At 35.4% G+C, this 18,476-nt stretch carries 14 protein-coding genes and 3 pseudogenes; 14 read left to right on the forward strand and 3 right to left on the reverse strand.

The features are described from left to right. Positions 1–71: 71 nt before the first annotated feature. A complete protein-coding gene (locus tag MVE64_RS23235; protein ID WP_247341573.1) occupies positions 72–347 on the reverse strand; it encodes a hypothetical protein in 276 nt (91 codons plus the stop codon). A 405-nt stretch (positions 348–752) separates the two neighbouring features. Between MVE64_RS23235 and MVE64_RS23240 the strand changes: the two genes are divergently transcribed. From MVE64_RS23240 to MVE64_RS23270, 7 genes and pseudogenes are all read left to right on the forward strand, one after another. Further along, positions 753–1,454 carry a phosphoadenylyl-sulfate reductase gene (locus MVE64_RS23240; protein WP_098796231.1) on the forward strand — a complete coding sequence of 234 codons (702 nt, stop codon included), beginning with the start codon at positions 753–755 and terminating at the stop codon, positions 1,452–1,454. Between the two features lie 12 nt (positions 1,455–1,466). Beyond that, positions 1,467–2,534, forward strand: a complete 1,068-nt coding sequence (gene cysP, locus MVE64_RS23245) for a sulfate permease (RefSeq protein ID WP_098796232.1) — start codon at positions 1,467–1,469, stop codon at positions 2,532–2,534. A gap of 90 nt (positions 2,535–2,624) precedes the next feature. After that, positions 2,625–3,765 (forward strand): annotated as a pseudogene (gene sat / locus MVE64_RS23250) (sulfate adenylyltransferase). A gap of 13 nt (positions 3,766–3,778) precedes the next feature. Then, complete coding sequence (gene cysC / locus MVE64_RS23255; RefSeq protein WP_098796234.1) at positions 3,779–4,387, forward strand: adenylyl-sulfate kinase; 609 nt, start codon at positions 3,779–3,781, stop codon at positions 4,385–4,387. Between the two features lie 98 nt (positions 4,388–4,485). Continuing rightward, a complete protein-coding gene (gene cobA, locus MVE64_RS23260) occupies positions 4,486–5,265 on the forward strand; it encodes a uroporphyrinogen-III C-methyltransferase (RefSeq protein ID WP_247341575.1) in 780 nt (259 codons plus the stop codon). After that, complete coding sequence (locus MVE64_RS23265) at positions 5,262–6,050, forward strand: sirohydrochlorin chelatase (protein WP_247341577.1); 789 nt, start codon at positions 5,262–5,264, stop codon at positions 6,048–6,050. The genes cobA and MVE64_RS23265 overlap by 4 nt, the downstream gene beginning before the upstream one ends. Then, positions 6,031–6,444: a precorrin-2 dehydrogenase/sirohydrochlorin ferrochelatase family protein gene (locus MVE64_RS23270; RefSeq protein WP_247341579.1), complete on the forward strand. Its 414-nt coding sequence runs from the start codon at positions 6,031–6,033 to the stop codon at positions 6,442–6,444. Before MVE64_RS23265 ends, MVE64_RS23270 begins: the two co-directional genes overlap by 20 nt. A gap of 145 nt (positions 6,445–6,589) precedes the next feature. On the opposite strand, the gene MVE64_RS23275 is transcribed toward MVE64_RS23270, so the two are convergent. Then, complete coding sequence (locus tag MVE64_RS23275; protein ID WP_247341581.1) at positions 6,590–7,489, reverse strand: DMT family transporter; 900 nt, start codon at positions 7,487–7,489, stop codon at positions 6,590–6,592. Between the two features lie 142 nt (positions 7,490–7,631). Beyond that, the gene (locus MVE64_RS23280) at positions 7,632–9,347 is read right to left on the reverse strand and encodes an Rqc2 family fibronectin-binding protein (protein ID WP_247341583.1); all 1,716 of its coding nucleotides are present in this window, start codon (positions 9,345–9,347) and stop codon (positions 7,632–7,634) included. A 291-nt stretch (positions 9,348–9,638) separates the two neighbouring features. Between MVE64_RS23280 and MVE64_RS23285 the strand changes: the two are divergent. The 7 genes and pseudogenes from MVE64_RS23285 (at position 9,639) to priA (ending at position 18,359) form a co-directional block, all read left to right on the forward strand. Next, positions 9,639–12,316 (forward strand): annotated as a pseudogene (locus MVE64_RS23285) (calcium-translocating P-type ATPase, SERCA-type). A gap of 272 nt (positions 12,317–12,588) precedes the next feature. Beyond that, positions 12,589–13,452 carry a YicC/YloC family endoribonuclease gene (locus MVE64_RS23290; RefSeq protein WP_345740718.1) on the forward strand — a complete coding sequence of 288 codons (864 nt, stop codon included), beginning with the start codon at positions 12,589–12,591 and terminating at the stop codon, positions 13,450–13,452. Positions 13,453–13,526: 74 nt separating this feature from the next. Beyond that, positions 13,527–13,790 (forward strand): extracellular matrix/biofilm regulator RemA, encoded by a 264-nt coding sequence (remA, locus tag MVE64_RS23295; protein ID WP_098796242.1) that lies wholly within the window; start codon positions 13,527–13,529, stop codon positions 13,788–13,790. A 15-nt stretch (positions 13,791–13,805) separates the two neighbouring features. Beyond that, positions 13,806–14,420 (forward strand): guanylate kinase, encoded by a 615-nt coding sequence (gene gmk, locus MVE64_RS23300; RefSeq protein WP_098796374.1) that lies wholly within the window; start codon positions 13,806–13,808, stop codon positions 14,418–14,420. Between the two features lies 1 nt (position 14,421). Next, positions 14,422–14,622, forward strand: coding sequence for a DNA-directed RNA polymerase subunit omega (rpoZ, locus tag MVE64_RS23305; RefSeq protein ID WP_098796243.1), 201 nt, complete (start codon positions 14,422–14,424; stop codon positions 14,620–14,622). A gap of 91 nt (positions 14,623–14,713) precedes the next feature. Then, entirely contained in the window at positions 14,714–15,946 is a 1,233-nt protein-coding gene (gene coaBC / locus MVE64_RS23310; RefSeq protein ID WP_247341619.1) for a bifunctional phosphopantothenoylcysteine decarboxylase/phosphopantothenate--cysteine ligase CoaBC, read from the forward strand. Next, positions 15,943–18,359: pseudogene (priA, locus tag MVE64_RS23315) on the forward strand (primosomal protein N'). The gene coaBC and the pseudogene priA overlap by 4 nt, the downstream one beginning before the upstream one ends. Positions 18,360–18,476 lie beyond the last annotated feature (117 nt).

Genomic DNA, 18,476 nt, shown 5'->3' on the forward strand with positions numbered 1-18,476 from the left:
GGAAAAAAGCGTCTTTTATCGTATGCTCAAATAACGTTCATTAACGTGGAAGGATACATAAAAAGGCGCTTTTAAATGTTTGATATAATTAGAAAGAAGGAACTAAATGAAATAATTAGAAATACGATTAAGTAGCTTGGATAAATGAAACGTTCAGGAATTTTCACCTTTTTTAATAAGCTCCATACTGCTATACCAAGGATAGCAAAAATGAAGGAATGCCTTACAGCTTTTAACTGATTCAATAGTTCTTTACTTGGCTTGTACATAAATATATGAGCGATACTGAGACAAAATAGATAAAAACCAATGAAGACTAAACAAATATTAGCCACGATCTCCCACATAACAATCCTCCTTACACCTTCTATTAAATAGTACAAGTTTATGTATATGATTTTGCTTTTATGATTTATTATAAGAATTTAAGATATTGAATAAAAATTATTAATCCGATAAGTAAACTCGGGTTGACATTTGTTATAATTGTGTTAAAATTTTGAATCAAATAGCATATTATCATAGTAGGTGTGAGTAAAAAATGCTGGGACAGTAATAGTAAGGCTTTTTATACGATCACAAAGTTTAAAATTTTTAATAAAAATAATCTAGTAAATGTATTGTCAAATCACAGATAAGGTGTATAATTCATACTATATTAATAGGTTTTACACTTAATCCCGAGTATTAATGTGTGAATAAACGGGATTATAATTCCGAGTTGAGTAGTATGAGAGAAAGAGGTGAATCGTATGTTAACATATGAAAACTGGACTGAACAAACTGATTCATTTGAAGTTGATGAAACGTATAAAGGTGCACTTAATGTTTTAAATTGGGCATATGACCATTACGGTGAAGAGGTTGTATATGCTTGTAGCTTTGGAATTGAGGGGATCGTTCTAATTGACTTAATTTCTAAAGTGAAACCAGATGCTAAGATCGTTTTCCTTGATACAGATGTACATTTTAAGGAAACGTATGAATTAATTGATAAGGTAAAAGAAAAATATCCATCATTAAATATTGAATTAAAAAAGCCAAAATTAACACTTGAAGAACAAGCTGAGCAATATGGTGATAAATTATGGGAAACAAACCCTAATCAATGCTGTAACATCCGCAAAATTGTTCCTCTAACTGAAACATTAAATGGTGCAACAGCATGGATTTCAGGTTTAAGACGAGAACAGTCTGAAACAAGAAAGAATGTAAATTATATTAATAAGGACGAACGCTTTCATTCAGTAAAGGTTTGCCCGCTTATTCATTGGACGTGGAAGGATGTTTGGAGATACGTTCATAAAAATGACTTAATCTATAACCCTCTTCATGATAGAGGATATCCAAGTATCGGTTGTTTTCATTGTACAAAGCCTGCCTTTGATGAAAATGATTTAAGATCAGGTAGATGGTCAGGGCAAATGAAAACAGAATGTGGCCTCCACCAATAGGAGGATATAATCATGTTAGAAATCATTGCCATCATTATTAGCTTCTTTTTTGCAATGAACATTGGGGCGAGCGGTGCAGCTGCCTCAATGGGGGTTGCATATGGCTCAGGAGCGATTTTACGACCGAGAAATGCGCTTATATTATGTGGGATAGGGGTCATATTAGGAGCTGTTATTGGCGGTGGAGAAGTTGTCAAAACAATAAGTTCTGGAATCATTCCATCATCGCTTATATCGATAAAAATGGTTGTTATTATCCTCTTTTCAGCTACTTTTTCCTTATTCTTATCCAATCTTTTAGGAATACCACTTTCTACAAGTGAGGTAACGGTGGGATCTGTAGTTGGTGTTGGTATAGCGTACCAAGCCTTATATGTTAATAATTTACTCTATATCATTATGTTTTGGATTATTGTTCCGATCGTTGCTTTTGCCATTGCCTTTCTTTTTATAAAAATCCTTCATTCCTTTAAGCTGACTCAAAAGTATAGCTTTGAAGGAAAGGTGATCACATATTTACTTATATTTGCTGGTTTCTTTGAAGCATTTTCAGCGGGGATGAATAACGTGGCAAATGCTGTTGGACCACTTGTAAGTGCTGGTATTCTAACGGTTTCAAAAGGAACATTAATTGGAGGAGTGTTTGTTGCTCTAGGTGCTCTGCTTTTAGGGAGACGTGTTTTAGAGACAAACGGTAAGAAAATAACGAGCTTCTCAAAAATTGAAGGTGTCTTGATTTCTGGTACTGGTGCTACACTTGTTATTGTAGCTTCCATCTTTGGAATACCCGTGCCTCTTACTCAAATTACGACCTCGTCGATTTTAGGAATTGGTATTGCGAAATCTGGGTCAAACATCTTTCAACAAAAAATCGTAAAAAATATGCTTATGGTATGGTTAATTTCTCCACTTGTGTCACTAACGATGAGTTACTTCTTAGTGCAGTTGTTTATAGAAAGTGATTTATATACAATTTTTGTATTAGCGAGTCTTTTGCTAGCTACAATTGGCGCAAACACTTTAATGAAAGCAAGCAAACAAGAAAAACGTGCTGTACACGAAGAAGGTGGAGGAATATAACTATTATTCCTATTAAACTGATTGGATTTATATAAGAATCAATCAGTTTAATAATTTTGGTCTATTACATTTTAATTGGAGGAAATGAAAATGAGCTTACTTCCACATGGAGGAACATTAATTCAAAAATTATCACTAGGAACAGATGTATCACATATTGAGAAAGAAATTGAACTAGATGCAATCTCTCTAAGTGATCTTGAACTAATTTCTATAGGTGGTTACAGTACCAATTGAAGGGTTCTTAACTCAAGAAGATTATGAGTCTGTAGTAGAGAATATGAAACTGAAAAATGGAGTGGTATGGAGTATCCCTATTACATTACCAGTATCAGAAGAGAAGGCATCTACTTTAGCAGTTGGTGATGAAGTTCGCCTTGTGCTTGATGAAGTTACATATGGCACAATTAAGGTTTCGGATATCTATACTCCTGATAAACAAAAAGAGGCAGTTAATGTTTATCGTACAGATGATCTTGCACATCCTGGTGTTAAGAAAATGTTTGACCGTGGTAATGTTTATGTTGGAGGAGAGGTAACATTAGTTCATCGTCCGGAAAAGAAATTTGCAGATTTCTATCTTGATCCTAAAGAATCAAGAGCTAAATTCGAAGAACTAAATTGGAAGACAATCGTAGGCTTCCAAACGCGTAATCCTGTTCACCGTGCTCATGAATATATCCAGAAAACAGCATTAGAGACTGTAGATGGTTTATTCTTAAATCCATTAGTAGGGGAAACAAAATCTGATGATATTCCAGCACATATTCGTATGGAAAGCTATCAGGTTTTATTAAAGAACTATTATCCTTCAGATCGTGTACATTTAGCTGTATTCCCAGCTGCTATGCGATATGCTGGACCGCGTGAAGCGATTTTCCATGCCTTAGTTCGTAAGAATTATGGTTGTACACATTTTATTGTTGGTAGAGACCATGCTGGTGTAGGCGATTATTATGGAACATATGATGCACAACTTATCTTTTCTAATTTTACTGCAGATGAATTAGGAATTACACCAATGTTCTTTGAGCATAGTTTCTATTGCATAAAATGTGAAGGTATGGCTTCTTCAAAAACATGTCCACATGGTAAAGAAGACCGAGTTATTTTATCAGGTACAAAAGTACGTGAAATGCTTCGTAATGGTGAATTACCTCCTAGCACATTCAGCCGCAAAGAGGTTGTAGAAGTTTTAATTAGAGGTATGAAAGAAACGGTAAATGCATAAGGAGGTAGCAACAATGGCTGCAAATAACATTGTGTGGCATGATGCATCTGTCACAAAAGAAGAGAGAAGAAAGAAAAATAATTACGGAAGCTATGTTTTATGGTTTACTGGCCTTTCAGGGTCGGGGAAATCAACCCTTGCAAATGCCCTTGCAAGATACTTGTTTGAAAATAATATTCAAACTTATGTGTTAGATGGGGACAATATCCGTCATGGCTTAAATAAAGATTTAGGTTTTACGGATGAAGATCGCAAAGAAAATATTCGCCGAATTGGTGAGGTGTCAAAGCTGTTTGTTGATAGTGGGCAAATTGTGTTAACAGCGTTTATTTCACCATTCAGGGAAGATCGCCAGCAAGTAAAGGACATTCTTTCGGAAAATGAATTCTTCGAAGTATATGTAAAGTGTTCGTTAGATGAATGTGAAGTACGTGACCCTAAGGGATTATATAAAAAGGCAAGAAACAATGAAATTAAACATTTCACTGGTATTGATTCACCATATGAGGAACCTGAAAACCCTGCTATAATAGTTGACACAGAAACCCAAGACATAGAACAATCTGTTAAACAAATCGTAAGTTTCCTTGTTGAAAAAGGGTTCATTCAAGAAAATAAATAGTGAGAAGTAATAGCAATTGGTGATTTCCAATTGCTATTACTTTCATTTGATGATATCTAATACCTTACAATACGCAACTAGAAAAGGGGGGAGAATGCATGGCGAAGGTTTTTTTAGTGGGAGCAGGCCCTGGAGATGAAGATTTGCTTACGATTAAGGCATTAAAATGTATTCAAAAATCAGATATTATTCTTTATGATCGTTTAGTTAATAAAGAAATTTTAAAACATGCTAAAGAAGATTGTGAGCTTGTTTATTGTGGGAAGCTACCTAACTATCATACAATGAAACAAGAAACGATTAATACTTTTCTTGTTAAATATGCTAAAAGTGGAAAAATCGTTACAAGGCTTAAAGGTGGCGATCCGTTTATTTTCGGTCGGGGAGGAGAAGAAGCTGAAGCCTTAGCTAAACATCATATCCCCTATGAAATCATACCAGGGATCACTTCAGGTGTTGCCGCAGCAGCATATGCAGGAATTCCAGTAACACATCGGGATTTAAGCGGTAGTGTTGCTTTTGTTACTGGTCATCGAAGAGACGGTATTGATGAGGATACGAAATGGGAATCCCTTGCGAAGGGAATTGATACATTAGCTATTTATATGGGTGTTAGCAATTTACCTTATATTCAGGAACAACTAATGAAGCATGGGAAAAATTCTCAAACACCGGTTGCGGTTATACACTGGGGGACAACTAATGTTCAACGCACGGTAACAGGGACATTAGAAAACATTTTTCAACGTGTGTTACAAGAAAAAATAACGAACCCTAGCATGATTATTGTAGGTGAGGTTGTTTCTTTAAGAGAAAAATTAAGTTGGTATGAAGAAGTAATTGCAAAAAATGCACAAAGTGAGGCTCTATTACTATGAAACAAGCTGTTTTATATGTTTGTCATGGAAGTCGAGTACCAAAAGCTCGTGAAGAAGCCATTGAATTTATTTCAAAGGTTAAACCAAGAATAAATGCGGAAATCCAGGAAGTGTGTTTTTTAGAGCTAGCCGAGCCCTCTATTGAGGAAGGATTTAAAAATTGTGTTAGTCAAGGTGCGACAGACATCGCCGTGATTCCTTTACTTTTATTAACTGCTGCTCACGCTAAAAGTGATATTCCAGAAGAAGTTAAGCATGTTTCATCACTTTTTCCATCAGTTCGTGTTACCTACGGAAAACCAATTGGTGTTGATCTACGTTTAGCGGACATGCTGGTTGATAAAATGAATGAAAAATCACCAACTAATAGCTCCAGAACGGCAATCCTTGTCGGAAGAGGAAGCAGCGACATGGATGTAGTAAATGACTTGAACCAAATTGCAGATTTTCTTCAGAATAAATCAGGTGTTAAAAAGGTCCATACTTGCTTTTTAACAGCTGCTGAGCCTAAATTTAGTCAAATGATTGAAGATGTTTTCAATTCAGATGAACAATCTCTTTTCATCATTCCTTATTTAATATTTACCGGATTGTTAAAGAAGGAAATTGATCATACTGTCAAACAATATAATTGGGGAGATCGAAAGGTTGAGGTATGTTCGTATTTAGGCCCTCACCCGATTTTACTTGATCTATTTGTTGAACGTGTTCGTGAAGCTATAGAAAATACTGATGGTTTGTATACCTTTCATAAAGGAAAACAACATGCTCCCACTTCATATTGATGTAAAAGATCGTTTGGTTTTAATCATTGGCGGCGGGAAAATTGCGTACAGAAGGTTATCTTTATTTCTTGAGGAAGGGGCAGAAATTACGGTTGTGAGTCCTGACGTTGTGAAAGAAATAGAGAATCTACATGACGAGAACCTTTTAAAATGGGTGAAAAAAGAAGTTGAACTTAGTGATTTGGAAAATGCACATATCATTATTGCCGCAACTGAGCATCCTTCTATAAACGAATGGGTAGCAGAAAATGCAAACAAGTTTCAGCTAGTTAATGTAGTAAGCAATGTAGATAAAGGAAACTTCCTTGTTCCAAAGTCTGTTAAAAGGGGAAGACTTTCCCTATCGGTATCTACTAATGGTGCAAGCCTCAAAGCTTGCAAAAGAAATTTGTGAAAACTTGTCTAATCAATTTGATGACAAGTTTATCGCAAAGCTTGATCACCTCTACGAACAGAGATTAAAGAAAAAGCAGAGAAAATAAAAGGGAATGTACTCGGTTTAAGAGTCATTCCCTTTTATTATTATATAACCTCACTAGCTATAGAGGGCTGTCTTCGGTAGGTTTTCGTTTTTTTTCCTGGACAATAAATACTGCTACTAATACGAAGAATATACCGATATATTGCCATAGACTAAGCATTTCCTTAAAGACGAAAAAGCCAACAAGAGAGGCCACTACTGGTTCAACAGTAGCCATGATGGAAGCACGACTTGATTCAACCGTTTCAAGACCTTTCGTATATAGTAAAAAAGCAAATAAAGTTGAAAATAAGCCAAGTCCAAAAATGGAAAGCCAAACATCGGATCTTGATAATAAATACCCCATCTCCCATATCCCACTTACCGGTGTAATAGCAAGTGCTGCAAAGATAAATGTATAAACTGTAACCGTTAATGAAGAATATTTTTGAAGTGCAAACTTACCAAAAATACTGTATAAGGCATAGAAAAATCCTGAACCTAACCCAAGTATTAATCCATAAATGGAAACTGATTGACTTGTGGATGGAAACAGACCAATAACTAATGTACAACCCAAAAAAGTAATCAAAAGTGCAGAAATTTTTCGCAATGTTAGAACTTCTTTAAAAAATAATCTTGAAAAAATCGTAACAAACGCGGGAGCGGTATATAATAGAATGCTTGCTACAGAAATGGACGTTTCCTTCATACATTGAAACAAACACCAGTTAAAAAAAACGATACTAATAATACCGGTTCCGATAAAATATTTACTATCTGAGAATTTGATTTTTAAGGCTTTTTTATTTTTAATGAGAATAAAAATGAGCAAAAATGAAGACGCGGATAATGCACGAATTGCCACTACATGAGTTGGGGTAAATCCAGCTTCATAGAGATAGGTAACAAAAAGTCCTATCAATCCCCATAGTGCTGCCCCTGAAAGTATAGATAGATAGGCTATATTTTTTTTCAAGATGTTCCCTTCCTCTCGTTAAATGATGCAAATCTAATCTTATCAAAATCAAGAGTGAATTTGTATGATTTTACAAAATACATTATCTAATTGATAGTCATAGAAAAAAGAGCATTGAATAGATCAACGCTCTTTTCAACTATTACCCCTTACGAAGTTGAAATACTAAATCTTCGTTTGGAGTTACATAAACAGTTTGTTGATGATCATAAATTACATAACCAGGCTTAGAGCCACTTGGTTTTTTTACATGGCGAATGGCAGTGAAATCAACAGGGACAGAGCTGGAGCTTTTAGCTTTACTAAAGTATGCAGCGATATTGGCAGCTTCCAGTATTGTCTCTTCTGATGGATTACTGCTTCGTATCACAACATGTGATCCAGGGATGTCTTTGGTATGTAACCAGATGTCATCACGGGCAGCAAATCTGTTTGTTAAATACTCATTTTGTTTATTGTTTTTACCAACAATAATTTCAGTACCATCTGAAGAAGAGTAATGCTCAAGAACTGGCTTTTGAGATTTCTTCTTTTTTATGTTTTTAGACTGTCTTTGTTTTAAGTAGGCTCCCTCTATTAATTCCTCACGAATCTCCTCGATGTCTTTGGGTGAAGCAGACTCAATCTGTTGAATAAGGCTATCAAAATAGTCAATTTCACGTTCTGCTATTTCAATTTGCTCATGAACCACTTCCACCGAATTCTTAGCCTTTTGATATTTCGAAAAGTACTTCTGAGCATTTTCTGAAGGAGTTTTTTGAACATCTAATGGAATGGTAATCATATTGTTTTCTTCATCATAGTAGTTTATCACTTCAGCCTGTTTATCACCTTTGCTAATTGCATAAATATTTGCCGTAATCAATTCCCCGTATAATTGAAATTCATTTGCTTTTTCAGCTTGGTCGAGAGTGGCTGTGAGTTTTTTGATTTTCTTTTCGTTCTTTTTCTTTTCATTAACCATAAATCGCTCTAAGTCATTTCCTTGCTGTTTCACTCGATCACGTTCAGCTTTTCCGTAATAGTACCGATCCAATGTTTCAGAGATAGTTGAAAAACTCTTTGTTTTTGCTTCTGTTAAATGAGCCAGGCGGATCATATAGAACTGCTCACGATTATCTAGTTCATATATAGTAGGTTCAAATTTATGTTCTTTTACATCTGATACTATATCTAAAAAAGCATTCGGTAGTGTTTTGCGATTTACTAATCCAGCGCGAAAGGTGACCTCTTTGGCGAATAACGGGGAAATTCCCGCAAAATTTTGTACAAGCTGTTGATCAATTCTTCCAGCATTAAAATCTAATTTTTTTAGAAGTAAATCTTCATCAACGCTCAGAGGATTCACTTTTTCTTGGCCAGGTGGCAATACATACGGATGACCAGGTAATACCGTTCTATGGCGATTAACCGCTGGTGAAAGGTGTTTTACACTATCTAAAATCATTTCGCGATCTTTATCGACAAGTATGATATTACTATGTCTTCCCATTATTTCAACCATAAGTCTTTTTATGGTTATGTCACCAAGCTCATTTCTGCTTCTAATATCAAAAATGATGATTCTTTCCATCTCAGGTTGTTCAATCTTTTCGATGACTCCACCTTCTAAATGCTTTCTCAAAAGCATACAAAACATTGGGGGTTCACTAGGGTTTTCGTAGCTCTCGTTCGTTAAATGAATTCGAGCATAACTAGGGTGAGCAGATAGGAAAAGTTTATGGTTTTTTCCTGCAGACCTTACTTGGAAAATAAGATCATATTTATAGATTTGATGGATTTTTGTAATCTTTCCGTTTAATAATACGCTCTTTAGTTCTTCAGTAATTGCATATGTAAATAAACCATCAAAAGACATGGCACAAACTCCTTTTTGTAAACACGCAAGGTGTATAAGTAAATTCTTCTCGGTTACGATCCTCCGGTTTCGTCTTATAAGACTGTTAAATCATTTACCACAATTAACTCTAGGGTAGCAAATAATTAGTGAAACCTTTCAAATTAAATAACTTTTCTAAATGATTATAGCATGTTTTAGGACGAGGCTGAATAAGTTGTCTTATAGGCTAGACAAGTACAAGTTGAACTTTGCAATAAATGCAAAAGACTTCGAAAATTTTTTTGTTTTAAAGGGGTGTGTAGGTGATTCATGAAGTGGCATGAGATGAGATCAGATGAAGTGATGGATTCCATTAATACGGACGGAGATTCAGGATTAACAAGTAAGGAGGTACAAAAGCGAACCCAGAAGTTTGGATTAAATGAATTAAAAGAGGCTGATAGACCATCAGCTATAATTATATTTTTAAGTCAATTTAAAGATTTTATGGTTCTTGTTTTATTAGCCGCGACACTCATTTCAGGACTGTTAGGCGAATATATTGATGCTATTGCCATTATAGCCATCGTTGTTGTCAACGGCGTACTAGGCTTCTTTCAAGAAAGAAAAGCAGAACGATCATTAGAAGCATTAAAAGAATTATCTGCACCACAAGTGAATGTGTTAAGAAATGGGCAATGGGAGAAAATTTTATCGAAAGAGTTAGTGCCGGGAGATATTGTCAAGTTTTCGAGTGGTGATCGAATTGGCGCTGACATGAGATTACTAGATACGAAGAGTCTAGAAGTTGAAGAATCTGCCCTTACAGGAGAATCACTTCCTGTCCAAAAATCAACTCAACCTATTGCAGGTGAAGAAGTTGGACTAGGTGATTTAACGAATATGGTCTTTATGGGAACTCTTATTACAAGAGGATCCGGAATAGGTGTTGTTATAGGTACCGGTATGAATACCGCAATGGGACAAATTGCAGATCTTCTGCAAAATGCAGAAACAATGGAAACTCCTCTTCAACGACGTCTAGAGCAGCTAGGGAAGATTCTCATTGTTGTTGCATTAGCTTTAACAGTTCTAGTTGTTGGAATTGGTGTAATACAGGGACATGATCTTTATAATATGTTTTTAGCAGGTGTTTCATTGGCAGTTGCAGCCATTCCTGAGGGACTTCCAGCTATTGTAACAGTAGCTCTATCTCTTGGGGTTCAACGAATGATCAAACAAAAATCAATTGTTCGAAAACTTCCAGCTGTTGAAACATTAGGCTGTGCCTCTGTAATTTGTTCCGATAAAACCGGAACAATGACTCAAAACAAGATGACCGTAACACATATCTGGTCTGGTGATAAGGTTTGGAATGTATCTGGAACGGGATATCACCCACACGGTGAATTTTTATATGATGATCAACAGGTTGATGTAAATAATACAAGAACTCTTCAACAAATATTAACATTTGGTTCTTTATGTAATAGCGCTTCAATAATTGAAAGCGAGGGTCAGTATCGTTTAGACGGAGACCCAACAGATGGTGCGCTTGTTGTTTCTGCTATGAAAGCTGGAATTAAGCGCGAAACCTTACAGAAAAATTTTGAAGTTGTGGACGAATTTCCGTTTGACTCTACAAGAAAGATGATGAGTGTAGTTGTTAAGGATAAATCAGGTAATCGTTTTGTTGTCACAAAAGGTGCTCCTGATGTGTTACTAGGTGTTTCCAGTAATATATTATGGAATGAAAGACAAGAGGTTTTAAACAGCAAGTATGAAGGGAAAGTAAAACATGCAATTGAATCACTGGCTTCTCAAGCATTACGAACTATTGCTGTAGCCTTCAAGCCATTAAAATCAACTGATAAAATTAACTCAAGCTTTGAAGCAGAAAAAGACTTGGTGTTTATTGGTTTACAGGGCATGATTGATCCGCCTCGTCCTGAAGTAAAACAGGCTGTTAAAGAATGTCGTGATGCTGGAATAAAAACGGTGATGATAACAGGAGATCATGTTATAACTGCAAAAGCAATTGCTAAGCAATTAAACATTCTTCCTCATAATGGGAAAGTAATGGAAGGGAAAGAGTTATCCAATCTGTCTGTTGATGAACTAGAAACCATTGTTGATGATGTCTATGTTTTTGCAAGAGTATCACCGGAGCATAAACTGAAGATCGTAAAAGCATTACAAAATCGAGGACATATTGTTGCGATGACCGGGGATGGGGTAAACGATGCTCCAGCTATTAAAGCGGCAGATATAGGTATATCCATGGGGATTACAGGAACAGATGTTGCCAAAGAAGCTTCATCACTTGTCTTAGTAGATGACAACTTTGCCACAATTAAATCTGCGATAAAAGAAGGCCGTAATATCTATGAAAACATACGAAAGTTTATTCGTTACCTTCTCGCATCAAATGTCGGTGAAATATTGGTTATGCTATTTGCCATGATCTTAGCTCTTCCTTTACCATTAGTCCCAATTCAGATTCTTTGGGTAAATTTAGTAACAGATGGTCTGCCAGCGATGGCTCTTGCCTAGATCAGCCTGAAGGTGATTTGATGAGACGTAAGCCGCGACACCCTAAAGAAGGTGTATTTGCTAGAGGCTTAGGCTGGAAAGTAATATCCCGAGGCTTTTTAATAGGTATTGTAACCCTAGCAGCCTTTATGATTGTTTATTACAGAAATCCTGATGACCTTGCATACGCACAAACTATAGCATTTGCAACTTTAGTTATGGCACAATTGATTCATGTATTTGATTGTCGAAGTGAAAAGTCTATTTTTGAACGTAATCCTTTTGGGAATTTATATTTAATCGGAGCTGTCATTTCATCAATCCTGCTTATGATGGTTGTCATTTATTATCCACCGCTTCAACCAATTTTCCATACATTGCCTATACTTGCGAGAGATTGGTTATTGATACTCGGAATGTCAGCAATTCCAACTTTTTTACTTGCGGGGTCACTTTTAACAAGAAAATCAGCTTAGACTATGTTATAATCCTAAAAGGGGGTGACCCACAAAGTCATCCCCTTTGCTTGTTGGTTTATATACATGATATTTTATTATACAGAGCTATCTTACATTTTTAATGATCTATTTTAGTGGTATTGTTAGCAATTGTACATACATAATGCGTTAAACGGGTTATACTGCCCGTAAATATAATTACTCCTACCCTGAATCAATACTAGGTTAAAAAAGCTGAAGGACCCATAAGTTCGTATGAGAAAGAGATGTGATACATAGTGGTACTAAGTATGACTGGCTTTGGCCGTTCAAGTGGTCAGATACAGTCCTGCCTTTTTACGGTTGAAATGAAGTCGGTTAACCACCGTTTTCTGGATATTCATATTAAAATGCCAAAGCAATTACTAAGTATTGAAGATAAAATAAAAAAACTTATATCAACATACATAAGCCGGGGACGGATAGAGGTTTATATTAACCTCGAGGGTGAATTACAGTCATCTAAAACCATTCATATTGATTGGGGTTTGTTAGATCAATATACTGAATCATTACAGCAAATAAAAAAACGGTTCTCCATCAATGATGATCTTTCTTTAAATCATATTCTTTCCCTAGGAGAAGGTATGGAAATACGTGAGGAAGCATTGTCGAGCGATGAGGTTGAAGATGAATTAATTCAACTTGCCGAAGTAGCTGTAAAGCAATTAGCTGATATGAGAAAAGTAGAAGGTGAACAACTAGCTCTTGATATTAATAAGCGGTTGGATTTGCTGGCTGAAATTAATGCTGACCTTCAAAATATGGCTCCTCTTGTGGTGGACCAATATCGAGAAAGAATAAGTAAACGTGTTTTTGAATTTGTATCAGGTAAGATTGATGAAACACGTATATTAACAGAAGTGGCCCTTTTTGCTGATAAAGTAGATATTAGCGAAGAGATCATTAGAATACATAGTCATGTTCATCAATTTAAGCAAACGCTGCAAACAAAAGAACCAGTTGGCAGAAAATTGGATTTTATTGTTCAAGAGTTAAATAGAGAGGCAAACACAATTGGTTCAAAAGCAAATGATGGAGCAATTGCAAAAAATGTTGTCGAATTAAAAAGTATTATTGAAAAATTGAAGGAACAAGTTCAAAATATTGAATAGGTTTAATAACCATTGATTATAAAAGGGCTTAAAAGGCAAAAATAGTTTTGTCTATAACCAGGGGGAGCATATTTATGAGCATTAAACTTATTAATATCGGTTTTGGAAACATTGTTTCCGCTAATCGAATTATTTCCATTGTTAGTCCTGAATCAGCTCCAATTAAGAGAATTATTCAAGACGCTAGAGACAGAGGTATGTTAATTGACGCTACATATGGCCGTCGGACTAGAGCAGTTGTTATTATGGATAGCGATCATATTATTCTTTCTGCTGTTCAGCCGGAAACAGTTGCTCAAAGGCTTTCAAATAAAGATGAGGTATCAGATGAAGGGTAGGGAATAGAAGCATTGATTAAAGAAAGAGGATTATTAATCGTCCTATCAGGGCCTTCAGGTGTAGGAAAAGGAACGGTTAGAAAAGAGTTATTTTCACAAGAGGATACAGCATTTGAATATTCCATTTCAATGACAACGAGAAAACCACGTGAAGGAGAAGTGGATGGAGTTGACTATTTCTTTAAATCTCGAGAGGAATTTGAAGATTTAATTACTCAAAATAAGTTGCTTGAATGGGCAGAATACGTAGGAAACTATTATGGTACACCAGTTGATTATGTAGAAAAAACATTGAGTGAGGGTAAAGATGTGTTCTTAGAAATAGAGGTGCAAGGTGCCTTACAGGTAAGAAATGCATTCCCTGAAGGACTTTTTATCTTTTTAAGTCCACCAAGCTTAAATGAGCTTAAAAACAGAATAGTTACAAGAGGTACCGAGTCAGAAGAACTTATTAACAATCGTATGAAGGTAGCAAAGGAAGAAATTATCATGATGGATGCCTATGACTATGTCGTAGAAAATGATAATGTTTTATTTGCTTGTGATCGAATAAAAGCGATTGTTACAGCAGAACATTGCCGTCGTGAACGAGTAGCACCTAGATATAAAAAAATTCTGGAGGTTGAATAATATGTTATATCCATCTATTGATGTTTTAATGAATAAATTAGATTCTAAGTACACGTTGGTAACAGTTGCAGCTAAACGTGCTCGTGAAATGCAGGAGTTAAGTGATCAACAGATCGTAAAGCCGGTTTCATATAAGTATGTTGGTAAAGCCCTTGAAGAAATTAATGCTGGACTTTTAAATTACAAACGAACTGAAAAATAATTGTTTATATGATAACAACCTAGAATTAGGTTGTTATTTTTTTCAGGGTGTATGATATTTTTCAACCTAACAATTTAAATAATAAAATGATGTGAGTAGGTGGGGGAGTCATGTTATCAAGAAAAAAATATTATTATGTGTAAGTGGAGGCATTGCTGTATATAAGGCTGCGGCATTAACTAGTAAATTAGTACAAGCTGGTGCAGAAGTAAAAGTCATTATGAGTGATTCAGCCATTGAGTTTGTCTCACCTTTAACATTTCAAGCTCTTTCAAGAAATGATGTGTATTATGACACTTTTGATGAAAAAAATTCAAAGGTTATTGCTCATATAGATCTTGCTGATTGGGCAGATCTTGTTCTTGTTGCCCCAGCGACTGCAAATATTATTGGGAAACTTGCTAATGGTATAGCAGATAATATGTTAACGACAACATTATTAGCTACCACAGCAAATGTTTGGATCGCCCCAGCAATGAATGTACATATGTACGACCATCCAGCAGTACAGAAAAATATCCAAACACTTTATGACTTTGGATACCGTTTTATTGAGCCTAGTGAAGGTTTTTTAGCTTGTGGATATGTCGGGAAAGGTAGATTAGAAGAACCGGAAAAAATAGTCTCTTTGTTAACTAATTTTTTTGAACAAAGGGAATTTGGAATACCATTAAGTGGATTTAACATAATGGTAACTGCAGGTCCAACGAGAGAAAAGGTAGATCCCGTAAGATATTTTACGAATCATTCTACAGGTAAAATGGGCTATGCAATTGCTGAGGAGGCTGCAAAGCTTGGAGCAAATGTAACTCTAATAACAGGACCGACTTCAATAACACCACCACCAAATGTTACAACAATTAACATTGAATCAGCTCAAGAAATGTATGAGCAAGTAATGAAACGTTATCCAAACATGGATGTTGTTATTAAGTCAGCTGCTGTGGCAGATTACCGACCAATAAGCATACATGAGCAAAAGCTAAAAAAACAAAGTGAAAATTTAACAATTGAACTTGCTAAAACAACAGACATCCTTAAAGAGCTAGGACAAAAAAAATTACATCAATTGTTAGTAGGGTTTGCCGCAGAAACAAATGATCTTGATGTGTATGCCAAAAAGAAATTGGCAACTAAAAACCTTGACTTAATTGTGGCTAATAATGTCACAACGGAAGGAGCCGGGTTTGGAACAGACACAAATATTGTTACAATTTATGATAAATTCTTAAACAAAATGGAACTTCCACTTATGTCCAAAAAAGAAGTGGCTAAGAACTTATTATTAAAAGTTAAAGACATGTTAAAGGATGTTAATGGATGAAGTATGCGAGTGTAATCGTTGATGTTCCTTCAATGCAAACAGATCGGTCCTTTGATTATAAAATACCTGAAGAGTGGCAAGGCTTTTTAACACCAGGTATGCGGGTCGTTGTACCCTTTGGACCAAGAAAGATTCAAGGATTTGTAGTTGAGACAAAAGAACATTCTGATTTTAAACGTTTAAAATCGATTACTGAATGTCTGGATTTAACGCCTTGTCTAACAAAAGAGCTATTACAAGTTGGTCACTGGTTAACAGAAAAAACACTATGTTTTAAGATCTCTGCCTTTCAAGCCATGCTACCAGCCGCTATGAAAGCGAAATATGAAAAAGTGTTATCTTTAACACAAGATGAACACCTTCTTAATATTTCTGATCAATTAAAACCGTTCTTTCAAAAACAAAGTCAAGTTGATTTTAAAGAGATCGAACAAGTTGTCTCTTTAAAAACGATACAAAAAGATATTGAAAATGGGTATGTGGAGCTTATCTATAAAGTAAAACAAAAGGGAAATAAAAAAAGAATTAAAATGATTAATCTTAATGTTTCTTTTTCCGAGCTTGAAGATAAGATGAATAACATACCTGTTAACGCTAAAAAGCAATTAGAAGTGCTGCAATATTTTAAAGATAACGAAGTGAAGACTATAACTTTACAAGATTTACTAGCAGCAACGAACGTATCAGATGCCTCTGTTAAAGCATTGATTGCAAAAGAAATTTTAAGTGAAAAATATCAAGAGGTATATCGTGACCCCTATCAAGACCGTGAATTCAAGAAAACAAATGCGCTATTATTGAATCATGAACAACAGCAAGCGATTAAGCCAATTTTATCTTCAATAGAAGAAAACGAACATCATGTATTTCTAATGTATGGGGTAACAGGAAGTGGGAAAACCGAGGTGTATCTTCAATCGATTGAAGAAGTGTTGAAAAATGGAAAAGAAGCGATCGTCCTAGTTCCAGAAATTTCACTCACACCACAAATGGTAAATAGATTCAAAGGAAGATTTGGTTCAAAAGTGGCTGTTCTTCATAGTGGACTTTCAACAGGAGAAAAATATGATGAATGGAGAAAAATACAGCGTAAAGAAGTTCAATTAGTGGTAGGAGCCAGGTCGGCAATTTTTGCTCCATTTGAAAACTTAGGTATGATTATTATTGATGAAGAACATGAATCAAGTTATAAGCAAGAGGAGAATCCTCGATATCATGCTCGAGATGTTGCTATTTATCGGCTAGAAACCACCGTTGTCCGGTAGTGCTAGGGAGTGCAACACCAACGTTAGAATCATTTGCTCGTGCTCAAAAAGGTGTGTACAAGCTTCTTTCTTTAAAAGAGCGTGTGAATAAAAGATCTATGCCAGCTGTTGATATTGTTGACATGAGAGAAGAATTACGCAATGGAAATCGTTCAATGTTTTCTACCTCTTTAATAGAAAAGTTAACTGAAAGACTAGAAAAGGGAGAGCAATCAGTCCTATTTCTTAATAAAAGAGGTTACTCCTCGTTTGTTATGTGTCGTGACTGTGGATTTGTCATTCAATGCCCACACTGTGATATTTCCCTAACTTACCATAGATTTGGACAACAACTTAAATGTCATTATTGTGGACATGAAGAGCATATGCCAAATGTTTGTCCGGAATGTCAAAGTGAACATATAAGATTTTTTGGAACAGGTACACAAAGAGTTGAAGAAGAATTGGTTAAAGTGTTACCAGAATCTCGGATTATCAGAATGGATGTTGATACAACTGGGAAAAAAGGAGCTCATGAAAAATTATTAACAAAGTTTGGGAATAAAGAAGCGGATATTTTACTAGGTACACAAATGATTGCAAAAGGCCTTGATTTTCCAGATGTAACCTTAGTTGGAGTTCTAACTGCCGACACAATGCTGCACTTACCTGACTTCCGAGCGTCTGAAAAAACATTTCAACTGTTAACACAAGTAAGTGGGAGAGCAGGAAGACATGAGCTTCCTGGTGAAGTTATCATTCAAACATATACACCAGAACATTATAGTATCCAATTAGCAAGTCAATATGATTATGATGCTTTTTATGAACAAGAAATGTTTCTTCGAAAATCACATGCATACCCACCTTATTATTATTTAACACTTATAACAATTTCTCATCCTGAAATTACAAAAGTAGTTGCTGTAACGGAAAAAATCGTTCAGTACTTAAACAGAAATTTATCGAATACGACAAAAATCCTCGGACCAGTCGCATCACCTATCCCAAGGATCAAAGATAGATATCGATATCAATGCATGGTAAAATACAAACGGGAAAACAACTTACATGAGACTTTACGCAAAATCATTGATCACTTTCAGCAAGAGATGAGTTCAGATGATCTAGCGATTACGATAGATTTAAGTCCAAACACAATGATGTAAGATTTACTTACTTAGCTATAAATAGCCATCATCAAGAATTATATATTTTATTTTAAGGAATATCCGAATGGTTGAATTCAGGAATACTCTGTTTTTACCATTCCATACATAATTAGA

Origin of the sequence: Metabacillus endolithicus (assembly GCF_023078335.1) — a bacterium.
Taxonomy (GTDB): domain Bacteria; phylum Bacillota; class Bacilli; order Bacillales; family Bacillaceae; genus Metabacillus; species Metabacillus endolithicus.

Bases quoted from the DNA above. Each gene is read 5' to 3' on its own strand.
- cobA (WP_247341575.1), top strand. From the start codon at position 4,486: ATGGCGAAGGTTTTTTTAGTGGGAGCAGGCCCTGGAGATGAAGATTTG.
- MVE64_RS23235 (WP_247341573.1), bottom strand. From the start codon at position 347: ATGTGGGAGATCGTGGCTAATATTTGTTTAGTCTTCATTGGTTTTTAT.
- MVE64_RS23290 (WP_345740718.1), top strand. From the start codon at position 12,589: ATGACTGGCTTTGGCCGTTCAAGTGGTCAGATACAGTCCTGCCTTTTT.
- MVE64_RS23280 (WP_247341583.1), bottom strand. From the start codon at position 9,347: ATGTCTTTTGATGGTTTATTTACATATGCAATTACTGAAGAACTAAAG.
- rpoZ (WP_098796243.1), top strand. From the start codon at position 14,422: ATGTTATATCCATCTATTGATGTTTTAATGAATAAATTAGATTCTAAG.
- MVE64_RS23270 (WP_247341579.1), top strand. From the start codon at position 6,031: ATGCTCCCACTTCATATTGATGTAAAAGATCGTTTGGTTTTAATCATT.
- MVE64_RS23265 (WP_247341577.1), top strand. From the start codon at position 5,262: ATGAAACAAGCTGTTTTATATGTTTGTCATGGAAGTCGAGTACCAAAA.
- MVE64_RS23240 (WP_098796231.1), top strand. From the start codon at position 753: ATGTTAACATATGAAAACTGGACTGAACAAACTGATTCATTTGAAGTT.
- remA (WP_098796242.1), top strand. From the start codon at position 13,527: ATGAGCATTAAACTTATTAATATCGGTTTTGGAAACATTGTTTCCGCT.
- cysP (WP_098796232.1), top strand. From the start codon at position 1,467: ATGTTAGAAATCATTGCCATCATTATTAGCTTCTTTTTTGCAATGAAC.
- cysC (WP_098796234.1), top strand. From the start codon at position 3,779: ATGGCTGCAAATAACATTGTGTGGCATGATGCATCTGTCACAAAAGAA.